The organism is Microbulbifer sp. TB1203 (genome assembly GCF_030997045.1).
Taxonomy (GTDB): Bacteria; Pseudomonadota; Gammaproteobacteria; order Pseudomonadales; family Cellvibrionaceae; genus Microbulbifer.
The window spans coordinates 2704217-2722970 of record NZ_CP116899.1 but is presented as its reverse complement, the minus strand read 5'-3'; the positions used below and the strand labels follow the sequence as shown (position 1 = coordinate 2722970).

Annotated in this window: 18 protein-coding genes and 1 tRNA gene; 16 read left to right on the top strand and 3 right to left on the bottom strand. The window is 59.6% G+C overall.

Annotation, left to right across the window (positions count from 1 at the left end):
• Nucleotides 1–26 precede the first annotated feature (26 nt).
• The 15 genes from aspS to PP263_RS11305 all read left to right on the top strand — a co-directional run bounded on the left by aspS (nucleotide 27) and on the right by PP263_RS11305 (nucleotide 12230).
• On the top strand, nucleotides 27–1805 hold the full coding sequence (gene aspS, locus PP263_RS11375) for an aspartate--tRNA ligase (protein ID WP_308363616.1): 1779 nt from the start codon (nucleotides 27–29) through the stop codon (nucleotides 1803–1805).
• A 77-nt stretch (nucleotides 1806–1882) separates the two neighbouring features.
• Nucleotides 1883–2626, top strand: a complete 744-nt coding sequence (locus PP263_RS11370) for a YebC/PmpR family DNA-binding transcriptional regulator (protein ID WP_308363615.1) — start codon at nucleotides 1883–1885, stop codon at nucleotides 2624–2626.
• Between the two features lie 168 nt (nucleotides 2627–2794).
• On the top strand, nucleotides 2795–3325 hold the full coding sequence (ruvC, locus tag PP263_RS11365) for a crossover junction endodeoxyribonuclease RuvC (protein ID WP_308363614.1): 531 nt from the start codon (nucleotides 2795–2797) through the stop codon (nucleotides 3323–3325).
• Between the two features lie 14 nt (nucleotides 3326–3339).
• A complete protein-coding gene (gene ruvA / locus PP263_RS11360) occupies nucleotides 3340–3948 on the top strand; it encodes a Holliday junction branch migration protein RuvA (RefSeq protein WP_308363613.1) in 609 nt (202 codons plus the stop codon).
• Between the two features lie 243 nt (nucleotides 3949–4191).
• Nucleotides 4192–5214 carry a Holliday junction branch migration DNA helicase RuvB gene (ruvB, locus tag PP263_RS11355; RefSeq protein ID WP_308363612.1) on the top strand — a complete coding sequence of 341 codons (1023 nt, stop codon included), beginning with the start codon at nucleotides 4192–4194 and terminating at the stop codon, nucleotides 5212–5214.
• A 119-nt stretch (nucleotides 5215–5333) separates the two neighbouring features.
• Entirely contained in the window at nucleotides 5334–5738 is a 405-nt protein-coding gene (gene ybgC, locus PP263_RS11350; protein ID WP_183462338.1) for a tol-pal system-associated acyl-CoA thioesterase, read from the top strand.
• A gap of 3 nt (nucleotides 5739–5741) precedes the next feature.
• Entirely contained in the window at nucleotides 5742–6431 is a 690-nt protein-coding gene (tolQ, locus tag PP263_RS11345; protein WP_308363610.1) for a protein TolQ, read from the top strand.
• A gap of 13 nt (nucleotides 6432–6444) precedes the next feature.
• Entirely contained in the window at nucleotides 6445–6876 is a 432-nt protein-coding gene (gene tolR, locus PP263_RS11340) for a protein TolR (protein ID WP_183462334.1), read from the top strand.
• Between the two features lie 8 nt (nucleotides 6877–6884).
• Nucleotides 6885–7640: a cell envelope integrity protein TolA gene (gene tolA, locus PP263_RS11335; RefSeq protein WP_308363609.1), complete on the top strand. Its 756-nt coding sequence runs from the start codon at nucleotides 6885–6887 to the stop codon at nucleotides 7638–7640.
• Nucleotides 7637–8941, top strand: a complete 1305-nt coding sequence (gene tolB / locus PP263_RS11330; protein WP_308363608.1) for a Tol-Pal system beta propeller repeat protein TolB — start codon at nucleotides 7637–7639, stop codon at nucleotides 8939–8941. Before tolA ends, tolB begins: the two co-directional genes overlap by 4 nt.
• A gap of 126 nt (nucleotides 8942–9067) precedes the next feature.
• Nucleotides 9068–9547 carry a peptidoglycan-associated lipoprotein Pal gene (gene pal, locus PP263_RS11325; RefSeq protein WP_308363607.1) on the top strand — a complete coding sequence of 160 codons (480 nt, stop codon included), beginning with the start codon at nucleotides 9068–9070 and terminating at the stop codon, nucleotides 9545–9547.
• An 18-nt stretch (nucleotides 9548–9565) separates the two neighbouring features.
• Nucleotides 9566–10384: a tol-pal system protein YbgF gene (ybgF, locus tag PP263_RS11320; protein ID WP_308363606.1), complete on the top strand. Its 819-nt coding sequence runs from the start codon at nucleotides 9566–9568 to the stop codon at nucleotides 10382–10384.
• A gap of 110 nt (nucleotides 10385–10494) precedes the next feature.
• Nucleotides 10495–11271, top strand: a complete 777-nt coding sequence (gene queE, locus PP263_RS11315) for a 7-carboxy-7-deazaguanine synthase QueE (RefSeq protein ID WP_308363605.1) — start codon at nucleotides 10495–10497, stop codon at nucleotides 11269–11271.
• A 74-nt stretch (nucleotides 11272–11345) separates the two neighbouring features.
• The gene (gene queC / locus PP263_RS11310) at nucleotides 11346–12023 is read left to right on the top strand and encodes a 7-cyano-7-deazaguanine synthase QueC (RefSeq protein ID WP_183462324.1); all 678 of its coding nucleotides are present in this window, start codon (nucleotides 11346–11348) and stop codon (nucleotides 12021–12023) included.
• A 131-nt stretch (nucleotides 12024–12154) separates the two neighbouring features.
• A tRNA-Lys gene (locus PP263_RS11305) sits at nucleotides 12155–12230 on the top strand.
• A 156-nt stretch (nucleotides 12231–12386) separates the two neighbouring features.
• Here the strand turns inward: PP263_RS11305 and hpf are convergent.
• Nucleotides 12387–12698: a ribosome hibernation-promoting factor, HPF/YfiA family gene (gene hpf / locus PP263_RS11300; protein WP_183462321.1), complete on the bottom strand. Its 312-nt coding sequence runs from the start codon at nucleotides 12696–12698 to the stop codon at nucleotides 12387–12389.
• Nucleotides 12699–13008: 310 nt separating this feature from the next.
• On the opposite strand from hpf, the gene PP263_RS11295 reads away from it, so the two are divergent.
• Nucleotides 13009–13926 carry a LysR substrate-binding domain-containing protein gene (locus PP263_RS11295; RefSeq protein WP_308363602.1) on the top strand — a complete coding sequence of 306 codons (918 nt, stop codon included), beginning with the start codon at nucleotides 13009–13011 and terminating at the stop codon, nucleotides 13924–13926.
• Nucleotides 13927–14279: 353 nt separating this feature from the next.
• Here the strand turns inward: PP263_RS11295 and PP263_RS11290 are convergent, their stop codons facing one another.
• Nucleotides 14280–16826, bottom strand: coding sequence for a TonB-dependent receptor domain-containing protein (locus tag PP263_RS11290; RefSeq protein ID WP_308363601.1), 2547 nt, complete (start codon nucleotides 16824–16826; stop codon nucleotides 14280–14282).
• A 297-nt stretch (nucleotides 16827–17123) separates the two neighbouring features.
• On the bottom strand, nucleotides 17124–18533 hold the full coding sequence (locus PP263_RS11285) for a sodium-dependent transporter (RefSeq protein ID WP_308363599.1): 1410 nt from the start codon (nucleotides 18531–18533) through the stop codon (nucleotides 17124–17126).
• Nucleotides 18534–18754 lie beyond the last annotated feature (221 nt).

The following is an 18754-nucleotide window of genomic DNA, read 5'->3' as shown; positions in this document are numbered from 1 at the left end:
ATAATCGACTACGGGAATTTGACTCCATGCGCACCGACTACTGTGGCGCCCTTCGTTCCGCGGATATAGACCGCGAAGTAACCCTGTGTGGCTGGGTGGACCGCCGCCGCGACCACGGCGGGGTGATCTTTATCGACCTGCGCGACCGCGACGGCATAGTGCAGGTGGTGTTCGACCCGGATGCGGGCGCCCACTTCGAGCAGGCGGACCGGGTACGCAGCGAGTACGTGCTCAAGGTGACCGGCCACGTGCGCGCGCGCTCGCCGGAGACGGTAAACCCGAATATGAATACCGGCGAAGTGGAGATCTATGGCACCGCGCTGGAAATCCTCAACAGCGCGGAGACCCCGCCGTTCCAGTTGGACGAGCACACCGCGGTGGGCGAGGACGTGCGCCTCAAATACCGCTACCTGGACCTGCGCCGCAATGAGATGCAGCGCAATCTGCGCTTTCGCTCCAAGCTCACCACCGCCGTGCGCAACTACCTGGACGGCGAGGGTTTCCTGGATATCGAAACCCCGATCCTGACCCGCGCCACCCCCGAGGGCGCGCGGGACTACCTGGTGCCCAGCCGCACCCACGAGGGCAAGTTCTTCGCCCTGCCGCAGTCGCCGCAGCTGTTCAAGCAGCTGTTGATGGTGTCCGGATTCGACCGCTACTACCAGATCGCCAAGTGCTTCCGCGACGAGGACCTGCGCGCGGACCGCCAGCCGGAATTCACCCAGATCGATATCGAGACCGCCTTCCTCGGCGAGGGCGAAATCATGTCCATCACCGAGGGCATGATCCGCAGTCTGTTCAAAGAATTGAAAGATGTGGACCTGGGCGAGTTCCCGCGCATGTCTCACTGGGAGGCAATCCTCAAATACGGCTCCGACAAGCCGGACCTGCGCATCCCGCTGGAACTGGTGGAGATCAAGGACCTGATGACCGAGGTGGAGTTCAAGGTGTTCTCCGGCCCGGCCAACGATCCCAAGGGCCGTGTGGCCGCCCTGAAGGTGCCCGGCGGCAACGACAAACTCACCCGCAAGCAGATCGACGACTACGGCAAGTTCGTCGGCATCTACGGTGCCAAGGGCCTGGCTTATATCAAGGTCAACGACAAGTCGGACCTGGAGAACGGCCTGCAGTCGCCCATCGTCAAGTTCCTGCCCGAGAGTGTGCGTGCCGCGATCCTCGAGCGGCTCGAGGCGGAGAACGGCGACCTGATTTTCTTCGGCGCCGACAGCCGCAAGGTGGTCTCCGAGGCCCTGGGCGCGCTGCGCTGCAAACTGGGTGAAGACCTGGACCTGTACACCCGAGAGTGGGCGCCCCTGTGGGTGGTGGACTTCCCCATGTTCGAGGAAGAGGACGGCGGCAGCCTCACTTCCCTGCACCATCCCTTCACCGCGCCCTCCTGCACCCCGGAGGAGCTGGAAAAGGCACCGCTGGACGCACTGTCCCGAGCTTACGACATGGTGCTCAACGGCACCGAGCTGGGCGGCGGCTCCATCCGTATCCACGACCAGTCCATGCAGCAGGCGGTGTTCCGCACCCTGGGTATCGACGAAAAGGAGCAGCGTGAGAAGTTCGGTTTCCTGCTCGACGCCCTCAAATACGGTGCACCGCCCCACGGCGGCCTGGCATTTGGTCTCGACCGACTGGTGATGCTGATGACCGGAAGCGACTCCATTCGCGACGTCATCGCCTTCCCCAAAACCCAGAGCGCGGCCGACGTGATGACCGACGCCCCGGGCACGGTGGAAGCCAAGCAGCTGCGCGAGCTGAATATCCGCCTGCGCCCGAAGGAAGAGCAGGTCGGTTAACTGCACTGTCGTCATTCCGGCGCCGGGGTGACGACAAAAATACATTGAGCCACAACGGAGCAATACCGGAGAGATAGATGGCGGGACACAGCAAATGGGCCAACATCAAACACCGCAAAGCGGCCCAGGACGCCAAGCGCGGTAAGATTTTCACCAAGATCATTCGCGAGCTGACCGTGGCCGCAAAGGCCGGCGGCAACCCGGAAGACAATCCCACCCTGCGCGCCACCATCGACAAGGCGCTCAGTAACAATATGAAGCGCGACACCATCGACAAGGCCATCGCCCGGGGTGCCGGCAATGCCGAGGGTGACAACTACGAGGCGGTGACCTACGAAGGTTACGGTGTCGGCGGCGTCGCCGTCCTGGTGGAGTGCCTGACCGACAATCGCAACCGCACAGTGGCGGAAGTGCGCCACGCGTTTTCCAAGCGCGGCGGCAACCTGGGCACCGACGGCTCCGTGGCCTACCTTTTCTCGCGCAAGGGCCAGATGTACTACGAGCCGGGCGTCGATGAGGACGCTCTGATGGAGGCTGCGCTGGAGGCCGGCGCCGAGGATATCGAGACCAACGAAGACGGCAGCATCGAAGTCACCACCGAATTCCAGGACTATATGCCGGTGAAGGACGCGCTGACAGAGGCGGGTTTCAAGCCGGACAACGCCGAGATCGCCATGATTCCCTCCACCACCGTGCCGATGGACAAGGACGGTGCGGAGAAGGTAATGGCCCTGGTGGACATGCTGGAAGACCTGGACGATGTGCAGAACGTCTATACCAATGCCGATATCCCTGCCGAGGTGATGGAGGAGTTGGGATAACCTGGGCGCGCCGAGCTCCAGCTCGGCTTGCGGGCCGCAGGCCCGCTTGGGCGAACACAAGGTTCGCCCCTCCAATCCTGACCGACCACCGACTCCCTTGACGCTTTCCCCCCACCTTGGGAAACTCCCGCCACTATATAAACATACAGATACCAACTGGAGAGCCGCTTGACCCGAATTCTGGGCATAGACCCCGGCTCGCGCAAAACCGGCTACGGCCTGATCGACATCCAGCGCGGCCGCGGTTGCTACGTGGCCAGTGGCGTGATCCGCCTGCCGGATGGCCCGCTGCCGGAGCGGCTCAAGCTGATCTTCGACGCCGTGAGCCAGATAGTGCAGCAGTACGCGCCGACGCAGATGGCCATCGAAAACGTGTTTATGTCCAAGAGCGCCGGCTCCGCCCTCAAACTGGGCCAGGCCCGCGGCGCGGCGATCGTGGCCGCCACCTGCGCGGACCTGCCGGTGGCGGAGTACGAGGCGCGCAAGGTGAAGCAGGCGATCGTGGGCAGCGGCGCGGCGGACAAGCTGCAGGTACAGCATATGGTGAAGACCTTGCTGCAGTTGCCGGCCTCGCCGCAGGAGGATGCCGCCGACGCCCTGGCGGTGGCCCTCTGCCATATGCACACCACGCAGACCCTGGTTCAGGCCGCCGGCGGGGCCCGCGGGCGCTTTCGCCGCGGCCGCCTGACGATTTCTTAAGGAAGTGACAATCCATGATCGGAAGACTGAGCGGCACCCTCGCCGCAGTGCAGCCGCCGCAGTTGCTGGTGGACGTGCAGGGAGTGGGCTACGAAGTGCTCGCGCCCATGACCACGATTTTCGAACTGCCGCCCCTGGGGCAGGCGGTGCAGCTGCACACCCACCTGGCGGTATCGGAAACCGCGCAGCAGCTGTACGGCTTTATCCGCGAAGGGGATCGCCAGCTGTTCCGCACCCTGATCAAGGTCAACGGTGTGGGCCCGAAGATGGCGCTGGCGATTCTCTCCGGCCTCGACGGCAACGCCCTGGCGCGTTGCGTGGCGGAGGACAATATCGGCGCGCTGGTCAAGGTGCCAGGGGTGGGCCGGAAAACCGCGGAGCGGCTGGTGATCGAACTGCGCGACAAGCTGGCGCCCCAGGTCGGCGATGCCAACGATATCCCGCTGATGGCCGCCAGTACGCCGAAAATCGATTGTGCCGGCGAGGCGGAGAGCGCCCTGGCGGCACTGGGGTACAAGCCCACCGAGGCCACAAAAATGGTGGCCAGGGCCTGCAAGGAGCAGCCGGACGCCGACAGCGCCACCCTGATCCGCCTGGCCCTCAAAAGTATGGCGCCGGCTTAGGAATGCGGAATGCGAAATGATGAATGCGAAATGCGAAATGAATTATCCCTGTAGGAGCGGCCCATGGCCGCGATCAAAACCGACGGCGGCAACAATGTGTGATCGCGGGCACAGCACTCAAACCCGGCACTGCGGCCCGGCGCGTATTCCGCATTCCGCATTCATCATTCCGCATTCGTTCTGCATTCCGCATTCGTTCTGCATTCCGCGTTCGTTCTGCATTCCGCGTTCGGGGAGCCCCCTGTGATCGAAGCCGACCGCCTGATCGCCCCCGAACCCATAGGCCCCACTGGCCAAGAGGACCAGCACGACCGCGCCGTGCGCCCAAAATCCCTGGCCGACTACGTGGGCCAGCCGGTGGTGCGCGAGCAGATGGAGATCTTTATCCAAGCCGCCAAACTGCGCAGCGAGGCTCTGGACCACACCCTGGTATTCGGTCCGCCGGGATTGGGCAAGACCACCCTGGCGAACATCATCGCCGCGGAGATGGGCGTGGCCATCAAGACCACCTCCGGCCCGGTACTGGAGAAAGCCGGCGACCTGGCCGCGCTGATGACCAACCTGGAGCCGGGGGATGTGCTGTTTATCGACGAGATCCACCGCCTCAGCCCCCATGTGGAGGAGGTGCTCTACCCGGCGATGGAGGACTACCAGTTGGACATCATGATCGGCGAGGGCCCGGCGGCGCGCTCGATCAAGCTGGACCTGCCACCTTTCACCCTGGTGGGGGCCACCACCCGCGCGGGTTTGCTCACCTCGCCACTGCGCGACCGCTTCGGCATTGTGCAGCGACTGGAGTTCTACAGCGTGGACGATCTCACCAGCATCGTGCGCCGCTCCGCTCGATTGATGGGTGTCGAGATGGACGAGGGCGGGGCGCTGGAAGTGGCGCGCCGCTCCCGCGGAACGCCGCGGATTGCCAACCGTCTGCTCCGCCGGGTGCGCGACTACGCGGAGGTGAAAGGTGACGGCAGCGTCGGTGTGGAGATCGCGGACCTGGCGTTGAACATGCTCAACGTGGATGCGCGCGGCTTCGATCACCTGGACCGGCGCATGCTGCTGGCGATGATCGAGAAGTTCGACGGCGGCCCGGTGGGAGTGGACAGCCTGGCGGCGGCGATCAGCGAGGAGCGGGACACCATCGAGGATGTGCTGGAGCCCTTCCTGATCCAGCAGGGCTATATCACCCGTACTCCGCGGGGGCGGGTGGTCACCGCATTGGCCTACGAGCATTTCGGCGTGCCGAAGCCGGATAGGGCGGGGTAGCCGGACGGATCGATCGCGGCCAGCGGCCTCTCCCACAAGGATAAATGCCCTGTAGGAGCGGTCCGGCCGGGAGCGGCCCATGGCCGCGATCGGGATTTCAGAACAGTTAGGGAGCAGGGGTGAAAGAGCCATTCAGCATCCCCATCCGCGTCTATATAGAAGACACAGACGCGGGTGGAATCGTCTACTACGTGAATTATTTGAAGTATATGGAGCGCGCGCGCACAGAATTCATGCGCTCGCTCGGCTATGATAAGCCCGCAATGCCGCAACAGGGCCTGTTGCTGGTGGTGCACTCGGCGGAGATCCAGTACCGCCGTTCAGCACAGCTGGACGACGCGTTGCGGGCCACCGCCTCGATTGGCAAACTGGGGCGTGCCGCGGTGACCTTCGAGCAAGAAATTTACCGCGGGAATGAAATTATTTGCGCCGGTGTGGTCAAAGTCGCCTGCGTGGCCGATGACAACCGCAAACCCTGCGCATTACCCGAAACCATTTATTCAGCATTAAAGGCAGCTAGTTAAAAGATGAACGCCGGTGAACAACTTTCCCTGTGGGGACTGATACTAACCGCCAGTCCGCTGGTGCAGCTGGTGATGTTGCTATTGCTGCTGGCCTCGGTGGTCTCCTGGGTCATGATCGTGCAGCGCGGTCTCTACCTGTCCCGCGCCAAGAGCGCCTTGTCCGGCTTCGAGCGGCGTTTCTGGTCCGGAGCGGACCTCAACCAGCTGTTCCGCGAGGGCAACGCCCGCGCGGAGAAGGGGCGGATGCACGGCCTGGAGTCGATCTTCCGCGCCGGCTTTACTGAGTTCACCCGCCTGCGCCAGCAGGGCCGCAGCAGCCCGGAGGCGGTGATGGAAGGCTCCGAGCGGGCCATGCGCGTGGCGATGTCCCGGGAACAGGAACGCCTGGAGATGAATCTGCCGTTCCTCGCCAGCGTGGGCTCGGTGAGCCCCTATATCGGCCTGTTCGGTACCGTATGGGGCATCATGAATTCTTTCCGGGGCCTGGCCACCATGCACCAGGCCACTATCGCCACGGTGGCGCCCGGCATCAGTGAGGCCCTGGTGGCCACCGCCATGGGCCTGTTCGCGGCGATCCCCGCAGTGCTGGCCTACAACCGCTACGCCGCCAAAGCGGAGTGGCTGCTGTCCAGTTACGAGACCTTCGCCGAGGAGTTCTCCTCCATCCTGCACCGCAAAGTGCACTCCAGCTAGACGGGATGCATCTATGAGTGTTGCTCGCAAGGCACCCAGGAAAAAACTGGTCTCCGAGATCAACGTCGTTCCCTATATCGACGTAATGCTGGTGCTGCTGGTGGTGTTTATGGTGACCGCGCCGCTGCTGATGCAGGGGGTCAAGGTGGATCTGCCCGACGCCCCGTCGGCGCCGATCGAGGACACCGACGACGAGCCTTTGATCGTCTCGGTGCGCGCCGATGGCACCTATTACCTGAATCTGGGCAAAGATGAAAAAGAGGCCAAACCGCTGGCGGAGATCCGCGATACCGTAGCCAAGGTATTGCGCCAGAAGCCCAAGACTCCGGTGCTGGTGTGGGGCGACACCGACGCCAAATACGGCCTGATTGTCGGCACCATGACCCAATTGCAGCAGGCTGGTGCGCCCAGTGTCGGCCTGGTCACCGAGCCGCCGCAGGAGTAAGCCGGGATATGCGAGGCTCCTATTCGCTGGCGATTGTGATCAGCCTCCTGTTGCACGGGACGCTGATCGCCGTGGTCACCTATGGTTGGGAGGCGACCAGCAAGCCCGAACGCAAGCCCATGCCCCAGTTCGTGCAGGCCAAGCTGGTGACCATCGAGCCCAAGGTCACCAAGAAGAAGACACCGCCCAAGGTGGATCTGGAGCAGAAGCGCCGCCAGCGCGAACTGGAGCGCCGGCGGCAGGCTGAAGCGGAGAAAAAGCGCCGCGCGGAAACCGAAAGAAAGAAGAAAGAAGCGGAGAAGAAGAAAGCGGAGCAGGAGCGCAAGAAGAAGGAGGCGGAAGAAAAAGCCCGCCGTGAGAAAGAGCGCAAGGAGCAACTCGAGCGCGAACGCCAGAGCGCCTTTGACGAGGCGCTGGAGGAAGAGGAGGAGCTGCTGGAAGCCACCGAGGACACCCAGGCGGTCATGTCCGTGGCCCAGGCCATCCAGGCGCGCATCGAATCCGTGTGGAGCCGCCCGCCCAGTGCGCGCAATGGTATGCTCACCGTGGTACAAATAAACTTTGTGCCCACCGGCCGCGTGGTGGCGGCCAACATCGTGGAAGGCAGCGGCAATGCGGCACTGGACCGCTCGGTGCTCACCGCCATCCGCAAGGTGGAGGTGTTTCCCGAGGTGGCCGAACTGGCCCGTGTGGAGCCCGCGCTTTTCGAACGCGAAGTGCGTACAACCCTGTTGAACTTTAGAGTCGAAGATCTGCGCCAATGATTAAAAAACTCGCTACGCTACTCCCGGTTCTCGTCGCCGTGGTCGCCGCATCGCTCAGCATGGGCGCCCGTGCCCAGTTGGTGGTGGATATCACCAGCGGTATCGACGACCCCACGCCGATCGCCGTTTCCCCGTTCAGTTGGTCCGGTACCGGCGTGCTGCCGGAGGATGTCTCCGACATCGTCGCCGCGGACCTGCGCCGCAGCGGCCTGTTCGCGCCGGTGCCGAAAGAGGACATGCTGTCCTTTCCCAAGTCCGCGGACGAGGTGTCCTTCCGTGACTGGCGGGTTCTGGGTACCGAATACGTGGTGGCCGGCCGCATAGAACCCCAGGCGGCCGGTTACCTGCTGACCTTCGACCTGGTGAATATCTTTGGTCAGCAGAAGATGTTCACCAAGCAGGTGAGCGGCGGCAGTCGCCAACTGCGGGATATCGCCCACCGCGCGGCGGACGAGATCTTCGAGGCGATCACCGGCATCCGCGGCGCCTTCTCCACACAGATGGTCTATGTGCAACAGGACACCCGCGGCGGCCAGCCCAGCTACGCGCTGATGCAGTCGGATATCGACGGCGCCCGCACCCGGGAGATCCGCCGCTTCAGTGCCCCGGTGATGTCGCCCATGTGGTCGCCGGACGGCCAGGAGGTGGCCTATGTGTCCTTCGAGACCGGCCGGCCGGCGATCTTCCGCGAGAACCTGCGCACCGGGGCCCGTCAGCAGCTGACCAACTTCAAGGGCCTCAACAGCTCGCCCACCTGGTCGCCGGATGGAACCAAGCTGGCCATGGTGCTCTCCAAGGACGGCAATCCGGAGATCTATGTGCTGGATTTGAACAGCGGCAAGTTCACCCGCATGACGCGACACTTCTCCATCGACACCGAGCCGAACTGGATGCCGGATGGAAAATCCCTGGTTTTCACCTCGGATAGGGGAGGTAAGCCACAAATTTACCAATTGACTCTTGCCACCGGTCAAGTAGACCGCTTAACCTTCGACGGCGACTACAACGCAAGGCCGCGGGTATCTCCGGATGGGAAAACGCTGGTAATGGTCCATCGCAACAGAGGTGTATTCACCATTGCGACAATGGATATCAATACCGGCAGAATGCGTGTTCTCACCGAGACGCGCCTGGACGAATCCCCCAGCATCGCGCCCAACGGCGCTATGCTGATGTACGCCACAAAGCGGGGGGACAAGGGTATCCTGGCGGCGGTGTCGCTGGATGCCGGGGTTAAGTACAGCCTCCCGTCCCAGAGCGGAGATGTTCGCGAACCGGCGTGGTCGCCTTACTTCGATTGACTTTCTTTAGATTGGTAAGGGGTGCCTGTTGAACGCCACTGAACGGCGGCGCTTTTGGCAGGCGTGGAAATCAGACAATATAAAGTCTTACGGAATTTTTCGATAACACTAAAAGCGGAGTTGCTTATGTTGAAATCAGTAAAAACTGGCCTGGGTCTGGCCTGCGTTCTGGCGGTAATGGCGGGTTGTACCAGCACCGAAACTGAAGATACCCGGGAAGAAGTGGTAGATACGACCCCGCCGCCGGTGGTGGAGGAACCTACTCCGACTGAAACTGCGGTGCCCCTGGACAACGTCGTCTACTTCGACTTTGACCAGTCCCTGCTGAAGCCGTCTACCCGGGAGCTGCTGATTCAGCACGCCGACCGTATGCGCGGCAACACCGGCAGCACTGTTCGCCTGGAAGGTCACGCCGACGAACTGGGTACTCGTGAGTACAACCTGGCTCTGGGTGAGCGCCGCGCCAACGCCGTGCGCGACTTCCTGGTACTGCAGGGTGTCGATCCCTCCACCCTGGAAGTGATCAGCTACGGTGAAGAGCGTCCGGCGCAGACCGGTTCCAGCGAGAGTTCCCGCGCGATGAACCGTCGCGTTGTGATCAACTAATCGTTCAAATGGATGCCAATGGCTTTTACCATTAGACGTATCGCGATTGCCGCAGCCGCCCTGGCTGCGGCATCGCCCGTATTCTCCCAGGCGCCGATCGTCGACCTGTCCAGCGACAGTTCGCAGAGATCGGCGCCTGTTTATCGGGACGACCAGACAGCGCGCGCCGCGCCGGTTTCTGCCCAGCGCCCGCGCGCGCAGACGAATCCCCAAGCTGACGCCTACTACCGGATGCAGGTGCTGCAGCAGGAAGTCCAGGAGCTCCGCGGCGCGGTGGAGGAACTGAGGCACGAGGTCAAGCGTCTGCGCCAGCAGCGCACCGATGACTACATGGACCTGGACCGGCGCATTGCGCGGCTGGCCGGAACGGAGCCCTCAGAGAAGGCTCCGGAGGCGGGCAGCGACGCACCGGAAGATAGCAACGGTGACGCAACCGCGGCTACGGCCACCGCCGCGCCGGAAGCCAGTGAGGATGAGCGCGACCGCTACCAGGCCAGCTTCGGTCTGGCCCGCGATGGCAACTACGATGGCGCCCGTACGGAGTTCAAGCGCCTGCTGCAGGATTACCCCGAGGGGCGCTACGCCCCCAATGCCAATTACTGGCTGGGGGAAATCGCCCTGGTCCAGGGAGACCTGGAAGAGGCGCGCCAATGGTTCGTGGCCCTGCTGGACAGCTATCCCAGCTCCAACAAGGTATGGGATGGGCGCTATAAACTGGGTACTGTCTACCACCAATTGGGCGATAACAGTCGCGCCAAGGAACTGCTGCAGCAGGTGGCAGGCAGCGATGCCCGCGCCGCCGGTCTGGCCAAGAAGTATCTGGAAGAGAACTTCTGATACTCGGGGCCCCGGTAGGCCCCGCTCCCTGTAGGAGCGGCCGCTGGCCGCGATCAGTGTGGTAGTTACCCCAACCCTGTCGCCGCTGGTTTTTTGGCCAGAAAAAAACTATGATCCCGCGCCCGGACGGCATTCGTCGCCCGGGCTTTGTTGTTTATGGCTGGGTGAATATGACCGATCTGGACAATGAGTCATTGCGCTTTCGCGCGGAGTCATTGTGCTCTCGTGCGGAATCAGAGCGCACGGAGTCACTGCGTATCAGCGAGATCTTCTACTCCCTGCAGGGAGAGGCTCGGGAGTCCGGCCTGCCCACAGTATTCGTCCGCCTGACCGGTTGTCCGTTGCGCTGCAGTTACTGCGATTCGGAATACGCCTTCTACGGCGGCGAGCGGATGACCCTGGCGGAAATATTGCAAAGGGTAGAGAGCCACCCGGCGCGCCATGTGTGCGTGACCGGCGGCGAGCCGCTGGCCCAGCCCAATTGCCTGCCCCTGCTGAAAGCCCTGTGCGATGCCGGCTACGAGGTTTCCCTGGAGACCAGTGGTGCCATGCCGGTGGAGCAGGTGGATTCGCGGGTCTCGCGGGTGGTGGATTTGAAGACCCCGGCTTCCGGCGAACAGCACCGCAACCGCGTGGAGAATCTCGCCGTGCTGACCGGCCGCGACCAGATCAAGTTTGTGATCTGCGACCGCGCCGACTACGACTGGGCCAAGTTCACCCTGGATCAGTATCGCCTGCCCGAGCGGGTCGGAGAGGTGCTTTTCTCCCCCAGCTATGAACAGCTGCAGCCGCGGCAGCTGGCGGAGTGGATTCTGGAGGACGGCCTGCCGGTTCGGATGCAGTTACAGCTGCACAAACTGCTGTGGGGAGACATCCCGGGGGTGTAGCCTGGGAGCGCCGAGCTCCAGCTCGGCCTGCGGGCCGCAGGCCCGCTTCTCGAGTATTGATCAGCGAGAAAGTTATGACCGCAAAAAAAGCCGTAATCCTGCTGTCCGGCGGCCTCGACTCCGCCACTATACTGGCCATGGCCAAAGCCGAGGGTTATGAATGCTATGCCCTGGGTTTCGATTACGGCCAGCGCCACAGCGCCGAATTGCTGGCGGCCCAGCGGGTCGCCGCCGATCTGGAGGCTCGCGAACACAAGGTGGTCGCGCTGGATCTGCGCTCCATTGGCGGTTCGGCGCTGACTGACGACAGCATCGACGTACCGGAAGAGGAGACCGGCGGCATTCCGGTGACCTATGTGCCTGCGCGCAACACCGTGTTCCTTTCCATCGCCCTGGGGTGGGCGGAAGTGCTGGGGGCGCAGGATATCTTTGTGGGGGTCAACGCGGTGGACTATTCCGGCTATCCGGACTGCCGCCCGGAGTACATCGAGGCCTTCGAGCGTATGGCCAACCTGGCTACCCGCGCCGGTGTTGAGGGCCACAAGCTGCGCATACGCGCGCCGCTGATGCAGATGAGCAAGGCGGATATCGTGCGCCGGGGTACCGAACTGGGCGTGGACTACAGTCTGACGGTGTCCTGCTACCAGGCGCGGGCAGACGGCGCCGCCTGCGGCCGCTGCGACAGCTGCCGCCTGCGCGCCGCCGGTTTTGCGGAGGCGGGGCTGACGGACCCCACGGTCTACGCCGGCTGAAAAATACCGGCTTGGCCCGCAGCATCAGCTCGGGTCTAAGCCATTAAATTCTTTAGATTTTTTTGTCGCCAGGTATTGTTTTTTCGAAATAGATCCGTAAGATACGCAGCTCCTCACGTCGAGGGATCAAAGGGTCGTTAGCTCAGTTGGTAGAGCAGTTGGCTTTTAACCAATTGGTCGCTGGTTCGAGTCCAGCACGACCCACCATATTCGCAAAGGGCTGCCGTCAGGCGGCCCTTTTTGTTTTCTGTTCACAGGTGGTGAGGTTGCAGAAAGTAGCCATGTTACCTGTGCGGGCTCCACTTGAAGTGATCCCTTAGGCTTTGGCCTTCGCTGACTTCTATGCCAGTGGGACGACCGGCCTTACCGGCGATTGCGTTCGGAGATTTCCCTGCTGTGCTCGCGGCGTATCTGCTTCAGCAGTTTGTGGTGGGCCTTGTCAATTGCCGTTATTGCCTGCCAGTCGATGTCGGACGCATCGAACTGGTGTCCGGGGCCCCATACCTGGGTGCTGACCCTGCTCTGTTCGTTCTCGCCCCCCTCCCAGGACACGGCAATACGCGCTCGCTCGAGGGTGTTCAAATACTCGTCCAGTCCACCGAACTTCTCTTCGATGTGTTTTTTCAGATCGTCGGTAAGGTCGTAGTTTTCGGCGTTGATTTCGAGTTCGATCATTGCAATACCCTCGGAGTGAGCCGGCTCAGAGAATGGCGCAGCGAACCAGCGCAAAGGTTAAGAGCCGATGGCTTTATGGGAGCTGGCGGTGTGAATAAATCAGTGAAATTGTTCACGACTGCAATCATTTGACGACGTAAAGTAAAAGGATGCACTACTTTTGCAAGTTGTGACCAATCATAAATATCGGTCATTTGATGAGATTGCTTTTCCTTAATCTAATCTCATGTGATTATAATATGAACAGTTGCACAATGATTATATTATAAATAATCGCATATCTACTGATAGGCCACTGCGGGACCCATACATGCTTGCACCCAAACGACTTCTGCCCTCTCTCAGTATGCTCAGCATATTTGAGGCTGCCGCCAGGAGGGGCAGTTTTTCTGCCGCCGCGGAAGAGCTCTGCTTGAGTCAAAGTGCCGTAAGCAGACAGATCAAATGTCTTGAATCCCAATTGGAACATGAATTATTTGTCCGCGACCGGAAAACCGTCCGCATTACTGATGCGGGAGAGCGGTATGCGAAAGCCATTCGGGAAGCGCTCCTCTTGATAGCTAACGCATCCATAAACCTAAGAGCCAGTCCGGAAAGAAATACACTTAATTTGGCGATTTTGCCTTCCTTGGGAGGAAGCTGGCTGGTACCCAGGCTATCTGGATTTCTTGAGAAAAACCCGGATATAAAGATTAATTTAACTACCTACACAGAGCCCTTTGACTTCCATAAGGAAAACATCGACGTTGCCATACATTTTGGCAGCGATCGCTGGAATAATGCCGAAACCAGGTTTTTGATGAGGGAAAAATTGATACCGGTATGCTCGGCGGAGTTTCTAAAAAAACACCCGTTAGGAAACCCGGAAACTGTTTTGGATGTTCCCCTCATACACCTTACTATCAGGCCGGACGCATGGGAGCGCTGGCTCAGGTCCCAGGATGTGGGATTTGATTATTTGACAGGCATGATGATCGACCGGTTCGAAATCGCTATTAAGGCCGCACAATGTGGCATGGGGCTGGCGTTGATCCCGGAAATCCTGTTGTCGGATTATCTTGCAAATGGCACTTTAGTGTGCCCCTTCAAAACCTGTGTTGAAAGTGAGGGTGCCTATTATCTGGTTTGGTCTAGAGACACAGGCTATTTGACAGCGCTGAGTAGAATTTATGATTGGTTGGAAAAGGAAGTCAAAGCTTGCGATATTTCTCCAGAGAATACTAATTGATCGTAGTGGGGAATTCTTTTTCACTAGGCCTCATTCCCTTGAGGTATCTGCAATTTTTCTGATCGATACTACCGGGTTGGAGGGAAAGGATACCCCTCTCCCGGGACACGGGCTGGGCGCCCCCCCTTAAATACATCCCTGTACGCTCGTAATCGGCATCCCTGCCTCATCCGGTCCCGGGAGAGGAGTATCCTTCCCTTTCGCCTTATTAGTAACTATGGGCTGCGCATACAAGGATATGTGTTTGTATCAGATGTGTTACAGCCAAATGGGCTTTACGGTGGAAAGTCCGGATTTGGGCTGGGGCGGATTGACAGAGCGCCATCCGGCACTCTGTCAATCCCAGAGGTTGGTTAGAATTGCGCGTCCAGGCGCACGTAGTAGAAGCCGCCGTTCAAGCCCGCGGGAGAATTCAGCGGGTAGATGGCGCCGAGAAAGCCGGGCTGATCGCCGTACTCGTGCTTGTCGGGATAGGTGTCAAACAGGTTTTTGGCACCGATACCGACCTGGAAGGTATCGTTGAGCTGTGCGCTGACCTCGGCGTCCACCAATACAATGGAGCCGGTCTTCACGGGCAGCGTCGAATCGTTGAACAACAACTCCGTGGTTTCACCGTAGTAGTTGGTACGCACCATCGCATTCCACATACCGATACTGTGGTTGATGGTAAACGTGGCCCGATGCTCCGGCAGGAAGTCTTCCAGTTCCTCGGCGCGCGCCTCGCTGACGGTCTGGCCTCGGTTGACAACCTTGGTATCGGTCCAGTTGTAAGCCAGGGTGAAGTCCGTGAAGCCCGCGCTCGATTCAAACGGTGCCGAGGCGACAATGTCCACGCCCTGTGTCTCGGTATCGAAGTCGTTTACAAAGAACTGAATCTGACTGATGGTTTGGGCTTCGGCGTTCCCCATGGCGAGCAATGCGGCGCGGTCATCATCCGTGATACTGGCATCGGTCAGTGCGATGCGGTCATCCACCTTGATATTGAAGTAGTCGATGGTGAGGTCCATGAAGCCGGCGGAAATCACCGTGCCGATGGTCAAGCTGGTGGATTCCTCCGGTTGCAGCTGCTCGCCGCCCTTGAACTGCGCCACCGCATTGGTGGGGGGTACTACCAGTGCTTCGATGAGTTGGCCGTCTTCAAAGCTGGTCGAAGCGCGGCGCAAACTGCTCTGGCCGACCGTGGGCGCCTTGAAGCCGGTGCTGACCGCCCCGCGCAGGCTCATCCAGTCGGTCAGGTCCAGGCGGGCGGCGAGCTTGCCATCAAAGGTGCTGCCGAAATCGTCGAACTCTTCGAAGCGCATGGCGCCGGACAGCAGGAAGTTATCGGTAATGTCAGCTTCGAGATCCAAGTAGCCGGCGTAGCTGTCGCGATTGAAGGTGCCGGCGACATCTTCGGAGAAACCCTGAAAGCCATTGGAACCGATGGAGAAACCCTGGTCCTCATAACCGCCGGGGGCGTAGGACTCGGTTTGGCCGGCGATGATTTCGAATTGCTCCTTGTGGTATTGGAGACCAAAGGCCACATTGAGGTCCGACGCCAGGCCGCTGACAGCTACCGGGTAGCTGAAATCGGCGTTGGCCATGCGCTCGAATTGGATCTGGCTGCCGAGGTCGAAGGTGGTGGGGCTATTGGGGCCGTAGGACGCATTGATTGAGTTGTAGATGTTGTACTCGAGTTCGCTGCGGCCGGCGGAGGCGCTGAAGTCATAGGTCATGCCGTTCGACCATTCGCCTCTGATACCGGTCACGAAACTGGAGTCTGTCACCGTTCCGCCGAAACGTGGGGTAAACCCGCCGGGGAATATCTCGTTGAAGGCAAAGCAGTTCGCGTTGTTGGCCACCTGGTCCTGGTAGACCGGGTCGTTGAGCACATTGTCCACGCCGCTCAGGGAAATAGTCGGGCAACTCTCGCCGTCGTCCGGAGTCAGGTCGGCCACCAGCAGGTTGCCGTCGCCGTCGTTGAAAACGCCGGTCCTGCCGTGGGGATGGCGGTAGAAGAAGCTGCCGTCGGTATCGCGGCTGGCGAAGTTTCCGAAGGCGTAGACCTCACTGCTGTTCCCGACCTCCATGGCGGAGTTGACGAAGATCTTGTAGTCGTCGGTAATCTCCGGAGTACCCCAGATGACCACCGGATCGGGAACACTGGTATTGCCCGCATCCACCAACGCCTGGGCGCCGGGGTCCTGAATACCGCGGCTGGTGGCCTCGGTGTCCTTGATCTCAAAGGCGAGGGTGGCGAAGCCGTCTTGGCCCAGGAAGGTGCCGAACAGGCCGGAGATTTCGTTGATTGCGCCATCGCCCTCGAAATACTGTCCGCTCCGAACCTGAATCTGTCGCGCTTCCGGGTCGTCTGCCAGCACAAAGTTGAGTACGCCGGCGATAGCGTCCGAGCCGTACTGGGCGGCGGCGCCATCGCGCAGCACTTCGACCTGTTTCATGGCGATGCCGGGCAGCGGTGAGATATCCACACCCTGGGCGCCCTTGTTGACACCGGCAACGAATTCGCCGATCACCGCCCCGCGGTGGCGGCGCTTGCCGTTCACCAGCACGAGGGTGTTGTCAGCGGGCATACCGCGCAGGTTGGCCGGCCGCACCAGGGTGCCGGCGTCGCTGATGGGTTCGCGGCTGACGTTGTAAGACGGCACCACGTTGGTGAGCACGTCCAGCATATCGCTGCTGCCCTGGGACTTCATCTCGGCGTCACCGATGACGTCCACCGGTACGGGCGCGTCGAGGACGGAGCGGCCGTCGCGGCGGCTTCCCACCACTGCGATTTCTTCGATGGTGGTCTGGCCGCTATCGGTCAGGTTGTTCTCTGTTGTTTGCGCATTGGTGTAGGCCGCAGCAAATGCCCAGATGGGCACGGAGGTCAATAACATCGGAAATTTTACATATTTCATTACGTTGCTCTCCAGATAATATGCGTGATCGTATGCTTGTGAGTGCGCTCTCAGTTTCAAGCGGAGTTGCGATGCGGCTTTGCTTTTTGATTTCTCCCTCGGGATTCAAAGAAACCTATAATTCCGTAATATCGAAGCCTGCAATCGTTGAGCTGTCGCGCGGTTCGGGTGCCTATTGGTCTTGTTGTTATTATTTTGCTGAACAATCCTCCTTTTCTATACCTTTGGTTTTTTTGGGAATCATCGCAATATTTATTGTTGTTATATTTTTGAAAGATTGGTCATTCGTCATACGGATTACTCAGTTAAACTGAAGGCGGCGATCATAATTATTGCTATCGGTGCTACAAAGCGCGCCGCAAAAAGCCACAACCGAAAACCAACGGGTCCAAGCTTGATTTGATCCAGCAAGGTCCGGCGCGATATGAACCAGGCTGAAAAGACTACAATTAAAAGGCCGCCAAGTGGCAGTAAAATGTTATTGACAAGCGTGTCGATAATGGCATTGAAATCCCGTCCGAAAACCTTGAAGTGAGAGAAAATATTGTATGAAAAAATAGACAGCATGCTTAGCAGGGCTATTGCGGAAAAAACAATGATCGCTGCCCGGCGACGGGAAATATTCCTCTCATCCATCAGGAAAGAAATAAGCGATTCCACAAAGCCGATCATTGTGGTAATGGCCGCGCACGACAGTGAGAAGAAGAACAGAATGCTGAATAGGCGCCCGATTGGCATTTGCGAGAAGGCAACGGGAAGGGTTTCAAAAATCAACCCGGGACCACTGGCGGGGTTCAGGCCGAAGGTAAATACCAGTGGGAAAATAACCACTCCCGCCAGGAGAGCGATAATTGTGTCTGCAGCAATGATAATCCCCGCGCCTGCGGGAATATTAAAGCTCTTGGGCAGGTAACTGCCATAGGTCATCATTGCCGCGAGACCGACGCCGATGGAGAAAAAGGCCTGGCCGATGGCGGCCAGAAAGACCGATCCATTTATTTTGCTGAAATCCGGTTCGAACAGGTAGCTGACAGCAGGCGCAAAGCCTTCGGAAAGCATTCCGTAACCGGCCAGTAGCACCATTACGACTATAAGCAGCGGGATCATTACAGATACTGCGCGCTCAACCCCGGCTTTCAGGCCGAGAAAGGCGATACCCGCTGTAATTGCCAGGCCGGCCCAGCACCAGAAAATCATGACCGCATTGTCCTGCAGCATCGCCTGGTATGTCGCAGATGACATGGCCGCATCAAAGGAGCCAAATCCTACGGAGACTGATTTGTAGAGATAGTAGAGCACCCAGCCGACTATGCCGCTGTAGATCAGGGTTACCAGGAAGGCGGCCAGCATGTTGATGTAGCCTACGCCTTTCCAGCGCGGGGACCTGTTCTCCTGTAGTGCGGTTTGGAGCATGGCACCCGTACAGGAGCCCCTGCCAATCCGCCCAATAGTCAGTTCGGCTATCAGTATCGGCATCCCGATAATGAACACGCACAGGAGATACACCAGCACAAATGCTGAACCGCCGTTTTCACCCACCATATAGGGAAAACGCCAGATATTACCGAGGCCGACTGCGAAGCCTATCGATGCGAAGATAAATGCTGTTCGAGAAGACCATCCTGCTTTTTCTGACTTGTCGACAGATCTATCACCATGAGAGGTGTGGATGGCTTCAGCGCTCCTACCTGCATTGAGCGTTATCATTATTTACTAACCTCCGAATTATATTTTTTATGTCGGTATCACGGCTGCAGATACATCTGTCAGCACAGGTCAAAATGACACTTTATTTGCTAAATTCAGTTATACCTTGAATACTCGTCCAGAGTTATCATAAAAAAGGTATATGTTTGTGATCTGAGGTCATATATGTTGCAGTGCGGCGGGTTTTGTGGATAAAAACGCTGCATTCATCCTGGCGGGGA

Bases quoted from the DNA above. Each gene is read 5' to 3' on its own strand.
- PP263_RS11290 (WP_308363601.1), bottom strand. From the start codon at position 16,826: ATGAAATATGTAAAATTTCCGATGTTATTGACCTCCGTGCCCATCTGG.
- PP263_RS11370 (WP_308363615.1), top strand. From the start codon at position 1,883: ATGGCGGGACACAGCAAATGGGCCAACATCAAACACCGCAAAGCGGCC.
- queE (WP_308363605.1), top strand. From the start codon at position 10,495: ATGATCCCGCGCCCGGACGGCATTCGTCGCCCGGGCTTTGTTGTTTAT.
- PP263_RS11285 (WP_308363599.1), bottom strand. From the start codon at position 18,533: ATGATAACGCTCAATGCAGGTAGGAGCGCTGAAGCCATCCACACCTCT.
- tolA (WP_308363609.1), top strand. From the start codon at position 6,885: ATGCGAGGCTCCTATTCGCTGGCGATTGTGATCAGCCTCCTGTTGCAC.
- tolQ (WP_308363610.1), top strand. From the start codon at position 5,742: ATGAACGCCGGTGAACAACTTTCCCTGTGGGGACTGATACTAACCGCC.
- tolB (WP_308363608.1), top strand. From the start codon at position 7,637: ATGATTAAAAAACTCGCTACGCTACTCCCGGTTCTCGTCGCCGTGGTC.
- aspS (WP_308363616.1), top strand. From the start codon at position 27: ATGCGCACCGACTACTGTGGCGCCCTTCGTTCCGCGGATATAGACCGC.
- queC (WP_183462324.1), top strand. From the start codon at position 11,346: ATGACCGCAAAAAAAGCCGTAATCCTGCTGTCCGGCGGCCTCGACTCC.
- tolR (WP_183462334.1), top strand. From the start codon at position 6,445: ATGAGTGTTGCTCGCAAGGCACCCAGGAAAAAACTGGTCTCCGAGATC.
- ruvA (WP_308363613.1), top strand. From the start codon at position 3,340: ATGATCGGAAGACTGAGCGGCACCCTCGCCGCAGTGCAGCCGCCGCAG.
- hpf (WP_183462321.1), bottom strand. From the start codon at position 12,698: ATGATCGAACTCGAAATCAACGCCGAAAACTACGACCTTACCGACGAT.
- pal (WP_308363607.1), top strand. From the start codon at position 9,068: ATGTTGAAATCAGTAAAAACTGGCCTGGGTCTGGCCTGCGTTCTGGCG.
- PP263_RS11295 (WP_308363602.1), top strand. From the start codon at position 13,009: ATGCTTGCACCCAAACGACTTCTGCCCTCTCTCAGTATGCTCAGCATA.
- ybgF (WP_308363606.1), top strand. From the start codon at position 9,566: ATGGCTTTTACCATTAGACGTATCGCGATTGCCGCAGCCGCCCTGGCT.